This window comes from Nocardioides sp. (genome assembly GCF_004803405.1).
Classification (GTDB): domain Bacteria; phylum Actinomycetota; class Actinomycetes; order Propionibacteriales; family Nocardioidaceae; genus Nocardioides; species Nocardioides vastitatis.
The window spans coordinates 1-11,154 of the sequence record NZ_SSXI01000007.1; the positions used below are offsets into that span (position 1 = coordinate 1).

The 11,154-nt window shown below is 71.1% G+C and carries 8 protein-coding genes; 7 read left to right on the forward strand and 1 reads right to left on the reverse strand.

The annotated features are described in order from the left end of the window. The 5 genes from E7Z54_RS00695 to E7Z54_RS00715 form a co-directional block, all read left to right on the forward strand. A partial coding sequence (locus tag E7Z54_RS00695; protein ID WP_136430902.1) for a PLP-dependent aminotransferase family protein occupies positions 1-1,080 on the forward strand: 1,080 nt, incomplete at its 5' end. 58 nt (positions 1,081-1,138) lie between these two features. Beyond that, positions 1,139-1,540 (forward strand): Fur family transcriptional regulator, encoded by a 402-nt coding sequence (locus E7Z54_RS00700; protein ID WP_136430909.1) that lies wholly within the window; start codon positions 1,139-1,141, stop codon positions 1,538-1,540. A gap of 28 nt (positions 1,541-1,568) precedes the next feature. Continuing rightward, a complete protein-coding gene (gene katG / locus E7Z54_RS00705; protein ID WP_136430903.1) occupies positions 1,569-3,857 on the forward strand; it encodes a catalase/peroxidase HPI in 2,289 nt (762 codons plus the stop codon). 97 nt (positions 3,858-3,954) lie between these two features. Beyond that, a complete protein-coding gene (locus tag E7Z54_RS00710; RefSeq protein WP_136430904.1) occupies positions 3,955-4,263 on the forward strand; it encodes a GNAT family N-acetyltransferase in 309 nt (102 codons plus the stop codon). Positions 4,264-4,386: 123 nt separating this feature from the next. Next, positions 4,387-6,471, forward strand: coding sequence for a PhoX family protein (locus tag E7Z54_RS00715; RefSeq protein WP_136430905.1), 2,085 nt, complete (start codon positions 4,387-4,389; stop codon positions 6,469-6,471). Between the two features lie 62 nt (positions 6,472-6,533). Here E7Z54_RS00715 and E7Z54_RS00720 read toward each other — a convergent pair whose 3' ends face one another. Continuing rightward, the gene (locus tag E7Z54_RS00720; protein ID WP_136430906.1) at positions 6,534-7,295 is read right to left on the reverse strand and encodes an SDR family NAD(P)-dependent oxidoreductase; all 762 of its coding nucleotides are present in this window, start codon (positions 7,293-7,295) and stop codon (positions 6,534-6,536) included. Positions 7,296-7,534: 239 nt separating this feature from the next. On the opposite strand from E7Z54_RS00720, the gene leuS reads away from it, so the two are divergent. Continuing rightward, positions 7,535-10,006, forward strand: coding sequence for a leucine--tRNA ligase (leuS, locus tag E7Z54_RS00725; protein WP_136430907.1), 2,472 nt, complete (start codon positions 7,535-7,537; stop codon positions 10,004-10,006). 78 nt (positions 10,007-10,084) lie between these two features. Then, complete coding sequence (locus E7Z54_RS00730; protein WP_136430908.1) at positions 10,085-10,942, forward strand: DegV family protein; 858 nt, start codon at positions 10,085-10,087, stop codon at positions 10,940-10,942. The last annotated feature ends 212 nt before the right edge of the window (positions 10,943-11,154 follow it).

Below are 11,154 nucleotides of genomic sequence, written 5' to 3' on the forward strand. Positions count from 1 at the left end.
CTGCCGGACCTGTCCGCCTTCCCCCGCGCCGCGTGGGCCCGGGCGGAGCGGACGGCGTTGGCGGAGGCGTCCAGTGCCGACCTCGGCTACGGCGACCCGCGAGGCATGACCGCCCTGCGCGAGGCCCTGGCCGGCTGGCTGGCGCGGACCCGCGGGATCCGCGCCCACCCCGACGAGGTCCTGGTGGTCGCTGGCGTCTCGCAGGCTCTGGCCCTCCTTGCCAAGGTGCTGACCGAGCGTGGCGTCACCCGGATCGGCTTCGAGGATCCGGGCTCGCGCGGTGCGCGGATCCACCTCGAACGATGGGGACTGCAACCGGTGCGGGTGCCCGTCGACGCCGACGGTCTCGACGTCGGCGCGCTGGCCCGGACCGGCGTGGACGCGGTGCTGGTGACGCCCGCGCACCAGTTCCCGACCGGCACGGTGCTCGGGCCGGACCGCCGTCGCGCGCTCGTCGATTGGGCTCGTGCCGAGCAGGGCCGGCTCGTGCTCGAGGACGACTACGACGCCGAGCACCGGTACGACCGCCCGCCGGTGGCTGCGATGCACGGGCTGGCGCCGGACCGCGTGGTGCACCTGGGCAGCGTCTCCAAGTCGCTCGCGCCGGCGATCCGGCTCGGCTGGCTGCTCGCGCCGGAGCCGCTCCACCGTGAGCTCGTGGAGGCGCGCTACTGGCTGGACCTCGCCAGTCCGTCGCTGCCACAGCTCGCCCTCGCCCACCTGATCACCAGCGGCGCGTTCGAGCGGCACCTGCGCCTGGTCCGGGCACGCCATCGCGAGCGCCGCGACGCGCTGCTGGCGGCGCTCGCCGAGCACCTCCCGCAGGCCGAGGTCCACGGTGTCGCTGCCGGACTGCACCTGCTGGTGACCCTGCCCGACGCGGTGGACGACGTCGCGGTCGTTGAGCGGGCGAGGGACGTCGGGATCGTCGTGCATGCCCTCTCGTCACACCGCACGGGCGACGGTCCCGCAGGGTTCGTGCTCGGCTACGCTGCGACGCCTGCTGGACGGATGCGTCAGGCGGTCGCGACCATCGCGTCGCTGGTACGCCAGCTCACTGTCAGCGAGAGCCAGTCTTGACTGATTCCAGAAAAGTGGCAGACTGTCCGACGTGACCACGACCCCGGACTTCCAGCAGATGCTGCGGGGAGCCGCGCTCCGGATCACTCGTCCCCGGGTGGCGGTGCTGACGGCGGTGCACACCCACCCGCACGCCGACACCGAGTCCATCATCGACGCCGTGCGCGAGGAGCTCCCCGAGGTCTCGCACCAGGCGGTGTACGACTCGCTGCACACGCTGACCGACGCCGGCCTGGTGCGCAGCATCAAGCCGGCGGGCTCTCTCGCTCGCTACGAGACGCGGATCGGGGACAACCATCACCACGTCGTGTGCCGGTCCTGCGGCCGGATCGCCGACGTGGACTGCGCCGTCGGACACGCACCGTGCCTGGCGGCCTCCGTCGACCACGGCTTCTCGATCGACGAGGCCGAGGTCATCTACTGGGGAACCTGCCCCGACTGCTCTGCAAGCAACTCCTGATCGCAACAGCCCACCGAAAGGTTGCAGCATGACCGAGAACAAGGACCACCCGCCTCTCCCTGGCGAGGGAAGTGCCCAGGGGGTGGATCGCAAGGCCGAGGCCGGATGCCCGGTCGCGCACGACGGTGTGACGGCCCACGGCAGCGAGAGCGAGAACCCGGCGATCGACTCGCCGACTCCCAAGGCGCACCGTCCGCGGTCGAACCGGGACTGGTGGCCGAACATGCTGGACCTCTCCGTCCTCCACGCGCACAGCGAGGCCGGCAACCCGCTCGGTGCGGGCTTCAGCTACCGCGAGCAGTTCAAGAAGCTCGACGTCGAGGCGCTCAAGCAGGACATCACCGAGGTGATGACGACCTCGCAGGACTGGTGGCCCGCCGACTTCGGCCACTACGGCGGCCTGATGATCCGGATGAGCTGGCACCAGGCCGGCACCTACCGGGTCTTCGACGGCCGCGGCGGCTCCGGCGACGGCGGCCAGCGGTTCGCGCCGCTCAACAGCTGGCCCGACAACGCCAACCTCGACAAGGCCCGCCGGCTGCTCTGGCCGGTCAAGCAGAAGTACGGCCAGAGGATCTCGTGGGCCGACCTCCTCGTCCTCGCCGGCAACGTCGCCCTGGAGTCGATGGGCTTCAAGACCTTCGGCTTCGCCTTCGGTCGTGAGGACGTCTGGGAGCCCGAGGAGATCTTCTGGGGCCCCGAGGACACCTGGCTGGGCGATGAGCGCTACAGCGGCGAGCGTGAGCTCTCCGACCCGCTCGGCGCAGTCCAGATGGGCCTGATCTACGTCAATCCCGAGGGCCCGAACGGCAACCCCGACCCGCTCGCCTCGGCACGTGACATCCGCGAGACCTTCGCCCGGATGGCGATGAACGACGAGGAGACCGTCGCCCTGATCGCCGGCGGCCACACCTTCGGCAAGACCCACGGCGCCGGCAACCCGGAGCTCGTCGGCCCCGAGCCGGAGGCCGCCCCGCTCGAGGAGCAAGGCCTGGGCTGGCAGAGCGCCTACGGCACCGGCAAGGGCGCGGACACCATCACCAGCGGCCTCGAGGTGACCTGGTCCGACCGGCCGACCCAGTGGAGCAACCGCTATTTCGAGATCCTCTTCGGCTACGAGTGGGAGCTCACGGAGAGCCCGGCCGGCGCGAAGCAGTGGGTCGCCAAGGACGCCGAGGCGATCATCCCGGACGCGCACGGCGGACCCAACCGGCTGCCGACGATGCTGACCAGCGACCTCGCCCTCCGCATGGACCCGGTCTACGAGAAGATCTCGCGCCGCTTCCTGGAGAACCCCGACCAGCTCGCCGACGCCTTCGCCAGGGCCTGGTACAAGCTGCTGCACCGCGACATGGGTCCGGTCGGCCCGCACATGCTCGGGCCGTGGGTGCCGGAGCCCCAGATCTGGCAGGACCCGGTGCCGGCGGTGGACCACGAGCTGGTCGACGAGCAGGACGTCGCCGCGCTCAAGGCCGAGCTGCTCGGGTCCGGCCTCTCGGTCTCGCAGCTGGTCTCGACCGCGTGGGCCTCCGCTGCCACGTTCCGCAAGACCGACAAGCGAGGCGGCGCCAACGGCGCCCGGATCCGTCTGGAGCCGCAGCGGAGCTGGGAGATCAACCAGCCCGAGCAGCTCGAGGTCGCGCTGAGCGCGATCGAGAAGGTGCAGCAGGGCTTCAACGCCGCGCAGACCGGTGGCAAGAGGGTCTCGCTCGCCGACCTGATCGTGCTCGGTGGCTGCGCGGCGGTGGAGAAGGCCGCGAGGGACGCCGGCGTCGAGATCACCGTGCCGTTCCGGCCCGGCCGCAGCGACGCCACGCAGGAGCAGACCGATGTCAGCTCGGCGAAGTACCTCGAGCCGCGCGCCGACGGGTTCCGCAACTACCTGCGCCCGGGCGACAAGGCTCAGCCCGAGACGCTCCTCGTCGACCGTGCGTACATGCTGGACCTCTCGGCCCCGGAGATGACCGTGCTGGTCGGCGGGCTGCGGGCCCTCGGCGCCAACCACGGCGGCGCCAGGCACGGTGTCCTCACCGACCGGACCGAGGTGCTCACGAACGACTTCTTCGTGAACCTGCTGTCGCCGGGCACGAAGTGGAAGGCGTCGGAGTCCGACGAGAACGTGTACGAGATCGCCGACCTCGTCTCCGGCGAGGTCAAGTGGACGGCCACCGCGGTCGACCTCGTGTTCGGCTCGAACTCCCAGCTCCGGGCGCTCTCGGAGGTCTACGCGAGCGACGAGGCGAAGGAGAAGTTCGTCAACGACTTCGTCTCGGCGTGGGTCAAGGTGATGGAGCTAGACCGCTTCGATCTGAAGTGAGCGAGCCGTCGAGCTAGCTCGATAGTCGGCGGAGGCCGCCCCTCGGGGCGGCCTCCGCTGCGTTTCGGTCGCCGGTCCTGGCTGCCATCATGGGCGCATGACCGAGGCGCCCGACGACAGCCGCATCGAGTACGTCGACGCTCCCGAGCTCAGCCGCTACGAGATCCGTGACGGCGACATCCTCGTGGGCTTCACCCAGTACCGGCTTCCCGACGACGTGCACGTCGACTTCGTCCACACCGAGGTCGACGACGAGTACGACGGCCGCGGGCTGGCGAGCGAAGTCGTGAAGTTCGCGCTCGACGACGTGCGCAGCCAGGGCAAGCGGGTCATCCCGCACTGCCGGTACGTCGCGAGGTGGATCACCAAGCACCCCGACTACGAGGACATCACCGACCGCCCGTAGCGGCCGCCGGAGGGCGGCAACGGGGGCGGTGCGGGCCGGCACTCGGTCAGGGGTCGATCGCGCTTCACCGACGCGCCACCTCGGTGCGACTCGGGGTTCACCCGCGACTGGTCGGCTGCGCCCATGACCTCTGTGCGACCCGAGACCCGCCCGCTGCTGTCCCTCGTCCCGAAGGGGAACCGCCATGGTTCCCGCTCCCATCTGACCTGCTTCTTCCGTTGCGGCAACGCCTGTGACAAGCCGGAGCCGAACCCGACCGACCACGCCCACATCCAGGACGAGATCGCGAAGGCGGTCGGCCGCCGCAGCATCCTCCGCGGTGGCGCGGTGGGCGCAGGGGCGCTCGTCGTGGGCGGTGTGATCGCCGACGGCGGTCTGGCCGCTGCGGCGACCGGGGCGCCGACCCGTCCCGGTCGGCCGGGTCGACCGGGTGGCGCGACCCTCGCCACCGCGGAGTTCAGCCCGGTCGCGCCCAACCGTCGGGACGCGTTCACGACGGCCTCGGGCTTCGACCACGACGTCGTGATCCGTTGGGGTGACCCGGTGGTCAAGGGCGCGCCCGACTTCGACGTGCGCCGGCAGAGCGTCGAGGCGGCCGAGAAGCAGTTCGGCTACAACTGCGACTACGTCGGCCTGCTCCCGTTGCGCCGCGACGAGGCCCTGCTCGTGGTGAACCACGAGTACACCGACGAGAACCTGATGTTCCCGGCAGGCGCCTACAGCGACGACGAGGTCAAGCGGATCGCGATGACCAACCACGGCATGTCCGTGGTGCGGGTTCGACGCGGCCGGACGGCGGGCTCCTGGCGGCGCGCCGGCCTCGGGCGGGCGGTCGAGAACCGCCGGATCCACATCCGCACCACCTTCGAGCTCACCGGACCCGCGGCAGGTGACGTCCGGCTGCGGACCAGCGCCGACCCCACCGGCCGTCAGGTCCTCGGCACGCTGAACAACTGTGCGGGTGGCACCACCCCCTGGGGCACCGTGCTGTCGGGCGAGGAGAACTTCAACCAGTACTTCGACGCCGGGGCCGGACTGAACCCCGCCTACGCCGCCGAGTACCAGCGGTACGGCATCAGCGGGTCCGGCCGCGGGTGGAGCTCGGTCGACCCCCGCTTCGACCTCTCCAAGGAGCCGCACGAGCCGCACCGGTTCGGCTGGATCGTCGAGGTCGACCCGTACGACCCCGGGTCGACGCCGCGGAAGCACACGATGCTCGGCCGGTTCAAGCATGAGGGTGCCAACGTCAGCCTCGCTCGCGACGGCCGCGCGGTCGCCTACATGGGCGACGACGAGCGGGGCGACTACCTGTACAAGTTCGTCTCCGCCGATCGGTTCGACCCGAAGCCCACGGCACGCGCCCGGCGGCACAACCTCACGCTGCTGAGCAAGGGCACCCTGTACGTCGCCCGGCTGACCGGCGACGGCGCCGAGGACGGCGAGTACGACGGCACGGGGACCTGGATCCCGCTGTGCTCCGACAGCCAGTCGTTCGTCGCGGGCATGTCGGTCGCCGACGTGCTGCTCTTCACGCGGCTGGCCGCTGACAAGGTGGCACCGACGAAGATGGACCGGCCGGAGGACGTCGAGGCCAACCCGGTCAACGGCAAGGTCTACGCCGCGCTGACGAACAACTCCCGCCGTGGCAGCGCCTCCATGCCGGTGGATGAGGCCAACCCCCTCCAGGCCTCCCAGGTCCGGGCCAGCCTCGGTGCGCCGCTGACCAGCGCCAGCGGCAACCGCAACGGGTACGTGCTGGAGATGACGCCCGCCGGCGGTGACCACGCCGCGACCGAGTTCGGGTGGAGCCTCTTCCTGGTCTGCGGCGACCCCGCCTCGCCGGAGACCTGGTTCGGCGGGTTCGACAGGTCGAAGGTGAGCCCGATCAGCTGCCCGGACAACGTCGCGTTCGACTCAGAGGGCAACCTGTGGATCTCCACCGACGGGAACGTGCTCGGCAGCAACGACGGTGTCTTCCGGGTGCCGGTCGAAGGCCCCAGCCGTGGCCATGTGCAGCAGTTCTGCACCGTGCCCAAGGGTGCGGAGGCCTGTGGCCCGCTCATCACCGACGGCGACCGGGCGCTCTGGGTGGCCGTGCAGCACCCGGGCGAGATCGACGGGTCGACGTTCGAGGAGCCGGGAAGCACCTGGCCCCACACGGACGCGTTCCCGCGCCCCTCGGTGGTCGTGGCCTACCCGGCACGCTGAGCGTCGTACGACGACAGGGCCCCCTGCCGCCCTCGCGGCAGGGGGCCCTTCAGCGCGTGGGCTCAGGTGATCGTCATGCCGCCGTCGACCGGCAGCGTCTGCCCGGTGATGTAGCCGGCGGCGTCGGAGGCGAGGAACACCACGGTCGCCGCCAGTTCGCGCGGGTCGCCCTTGCGGCCCGCCGGAATCCGCTTCTGCTGCTCCTCGATGTAACCCGGCGGGTAGGCCTCGGTCATCTCGGACACGAAGAACCCGGGCGCGATCGCGTTGACCCGGATGCCCTTGCGGCCGGTCCACTGCTGGGCGAGGTCCCGGGTCATGCCGATCAGGCCCGCCTTGGAGGAGGCGTAGGCGGCCTGGGGGAGTCCTGCCGTGGTGAGGCCCAGCACCGAGGAGATGTTGACGATGCTCGAGCCCGGCTGCATGACCCGGCCGCAGGCCTGGGCCATCCAGTAGCAGCCGTTCAGGTTCACGTCGATCACCTGGCGGAACTGCTCCGGCGTCTCCCTCGTCGCCGGGACGGCGCTGCCGACGCCCGCGTTGTTGACGAGGATGTCGACCTTCCCGAACTCGGCCACGGCCGCGTCCACCAGCGCCTGGCACGACCGGGGGTCGGCCACGTCCGTAGCGACGCTGACCGCCCGGCGGCCCGCGGCTTCAACCAGCTGCGCAGTGTCGGCGAGGCGCTCGGCCCGGCGTGCGCCGAGGACGACGTCGGCGCCGGCCTCCGCGAGCGCCTTGGCGAACTCGACACCCAGGCCGGAGCTCGCGCCGGTGACGACGGCGACCCTGCCGTCGAGTCGGAAGAGATCAGTGACGGTCATGCCCCCGACCCTAGGGTGTGCGCTCCGCGGTCGCGGCGCTGTGGAGCGTCCAGCAGGCGGCGCGGTAGCATGAGCCGGTGCGGATGAGCCTGCTCCTTAGCTAGCCGCGTCGACCGGAGTCGGAGTAGTCGACGCGGCCGCCCCTCGATGCCCGAGGGGCTTTTCTGTGTCACGACGCTCCTCCGACGCAGGGCCGCGGACTGCAGCGCCCGGAGCAGGAACGAGACGAGGGATTGAACATGAGCGAGACCGACGTCCACTACGACGTCCACGCGGTCGAGGAGAAGTGGCTGCCCGTCTGGGAGAAGCTCGACACCTTCCGCGCCGACGACGACGTCGTACGCAGCGGCGGGCGCGAGAAGCGCTACGCCCTGACGATGTTCCCGTACCCGAGCGGCGACCTCCACATGGGTCACGCCGAGGTGCTGGCCCTGCACGACGTGATCGCCCGCTACTGGCGCTTCCGTGGCTACGAGGTCCTGAACCCGATGGGCTGGGACTCCTTCGGCCTGCCCGCCGAGAACGCCGCCATCCGCAACGACGAGCACCCCGCGACGTACACCTACGCCAACATCGAGACCCAGCTGGCGTCGATGAAGCGCTACGGCCTGAGCTTCGACTGGTCGCGACGGCTGCACACGTCCGACCCCGAGTACTACCGCTGGACGCAGTGGCTGTTCCTGAAGCTGCGCGAGCAGGGGCTGGCCTACCGCAAGAACAGCCCGGTCAACTGGTGTCCGAACGACCAGACGGTCCTGGCCAACGAGCAGGTCGTCGACGGCGCCTGCGAACGCTGCGGCGCCGAGGTCACCAAGCGGGAGCTGACCCAGTGGTACTTCCGCACCACGGCCTACGCCCAGGAGCTGTACGACCGCCTGGACGACCTGCAGTCGGCCTGGATCGGCAAGGTCGTCAACGCCCAGCGGAACTGGATCGGCCGGTCGGAGGGCGCTCACGTCACGTTCGAGGTCGAGGGCCACGAGCCGATGACCGTCTTCACGACGCGACCGGACACGTTGTGGGGTGCCACATTCATGGTGGTCGCCGCCGACGCGGCCCTCGCGACCGAGCTGGTGTCCGACGACCAGCGCCAGGCGCTGGAGGACTACCTGGTCGACGTGCGCAAGGAGACCGACATCGACCGCCTGGCGACCGACCGCCCGAAGACCGGGGTCTTCCTGGGCGTGCACGCCACCAACCCGGTCACCGGCGAGCAGATGCCCGTCTGGGCGTCGGACTACGTGCTGGCCGACTACGGCACCGGCGCGATCATGGCCGTGCCCGCCCACGACCAGCGGGACCTGGACTTCGCGCGGGTGATGGGCCTGCCGGTCCGCCGTGTCGTCGACACCGGTGAGGACAACCCGGAGGAGAGCGGCGTCGCGACGACCGGCGACGGCGTCTACGTGAACTCCGGGCCGCTGGACGGCAAGTCCGACAAGGCTGCCGGCATCAGCGAGGCGATCGCCATCCTGGAGCGCAACGGCCACGGCTCCGGGACGATCAACTTCCGGCTGCGCGACTGGCTGCTGTCCCGGCAGCGCTACTGGGGTGCCCCGATCCCGATCGTCCACTGCCCGGTCGACGGGGAGGTGCCGGTCCCCGAGGACCAGCTGCCGGTCGAGCTGCCGGAGCTGCGCGGCGCCGACCTGAAGCCCAAGGGCACGTCGCCGCTGGGCGCAGCCACCGACTGGGTCAATGTCGCCTGCCCCGCGTGCGGGGGGCCGGCCACCCGCGACACGGACACGATGGACACGTTCGTCGACTCCTCGTGGTACTTCATGCGCTACGTGTCGCCGCACGACGACACGCAGGCGTTCGACACCGAGCTGGCGAACGCGTGGGGGCCGATCGACCTCTACATCGGCGGCGACGAGCACGCCGTGCTGCACCTGCTGTACGCCCGGTTCTTCACCAAGGCCCTGCGAGACGCGGGGCTGCTGGACTGGGACGAGCCGTTCTCGGCGTACCTGAGCCAGGGCAAGGTCATCAACAACGGGCGCAAGATGAGCAAGTCGCTGGGCAACGGCGTCAACCTGGGGGACCAGCTCGCGGAGTTCGGCGTGGACGCCGTGCGGCTGACGCTGGTCTTCGCCAGCCCGCCCGAGGACAACATCGACTGGGCCGACGTCTCGCCGGGCGGGTCGGTCCGCTTCCTGCAGCGGGCGTGGCGACTGTCCGGTGACGTCACCTCGGCGCCCGGGGTGGACGTTTCGACCGGCGACGTGGCCCTGCGCAAGATCACCCACAAGACCGTTCACGAGATCGCGCAGCTGCTGGAGTCCTACCGCTTCAACGTCGTGGTGGCGCGCACGATGGAGCTGGTCAACGCGACCCGCAAGGCGATCGACTCCGGCTGCGGTCCGGCCGACCCGGCTGTGCGGGAGGCGACCGAGGCGGTGGCGATCCTGCTCTCGCTGGTCGCGCCGTACACCGCCGAGGAGATGTGGGAGCGGCTGGGCCACGAGCCGACGGTCGCCCAGGCGGCCTGGCCGACCGTCGACCCGGAGCTGCTGGTCGACGAGTCCGTGACCGCCGTCGTCCAGATCCAGGGCAAGGTCCGCGCACGCCTGGAGGTCTCGCCGGGGATCAGCGAGTCCGACCTCGAGGCGGCCGCGCTGGCGGACCCGGCCGTGACGAAGGCGATCGACGGTCGCCAGGTCCGGAAGGTGATCGTGCGCGCGCCCAAGCTCGTCAACATCGTCGTCTGAGCCGGCGCACGGGCGATCGCTCAGCCGCGACGCGCACGCGGGCCGGCCGCAGGGCCGATTCGGGATAACCTCACCGGCATGTCCGTCGCACTGGTCACCGACTCGACGGCCCACCTCCTCCCCGAGGTGGAGAAGGAGCACGGCATCGCGGTGGTGCCCCTCCAGGTCGTGATCGACGACGTGTCGTACGACGAAGGGTCCGCCGAGGCGACACCGGAGCGTGTCGCGGCGGCGTTGCGAGAGAAGCGCGCGGTCAGCACCTCGCGGCCGTCGCCGGCGATCTTCGCCGACCTCTATGCGCGGCTCGCGGGGGAGGGCGCGACCGAGATCGTCTCCATCCACCTGTCGGGTGAGGTGAGCGGGACGTTCGAGTCGGCCCTCGTCGCGTCCCGTCAGGCGCCGGTGCCGGTGACCTGTGTCGACACCCGCCAGGTCGGGGTGGCGACGGGCTACGCCGTCGAGTCTGCGGCCGCGGTGCTCGCTGGTGGCGGCTCGGCCGAGGAGGCCGCCGTCGCTGCCCGGGCTCGTGCCGGCGCCGCCGCGTCGCTGTTCTACGTGGACACCCTGGAGTACCTGCGGCGGGGTGGGCGGATCGGTGCCGCCGCTGCGGTCTTCGGCGGAGCGCTGGCCGTGAAGCCCCTGCTCGGGATCGTCGACGGCGTGATCGCGCCCCGCGAGAAGGTCCGCACGGCTGCGAGGGCGATCGCCCGGCTCGAGGGCCTGGCCGTCGAGGCGGCCGCCGAGCAACGGGTCGAGGTCACTGTCGCCCACCTGGATGCCGCCGAACGCGCCGCCGCCCTGACCCGGCGGATCTCGGAGCGGCTCGCCGACGCGCTCGAGGGGCGCGACGTGCGCTGCGTCGAGCTCGGCGCGGTGCTCGGCGCCCACGTCGGTCCCGGCATGCTCGCGATCTGCGTCGCCCCGTTGCTCGTCTGACGGCGCTGCGCTCGGTCTGTCGAATCGGCCAGCCCGCGTTCACAGCCGGTGGGCTGCCGGACGCTGTCCACAGGCCCGGGCGGTCGCGGGTGCGACTGTCCGGTCCGCCTGCCTAGCGTGCCCGCATGCAGGCCAGTCGATCCACCGTTACCCGCGCGGACTCGGCTCGTGCCGACGCCGCGACCCGACGCCTGGCGCTCATCGCCGCGGAT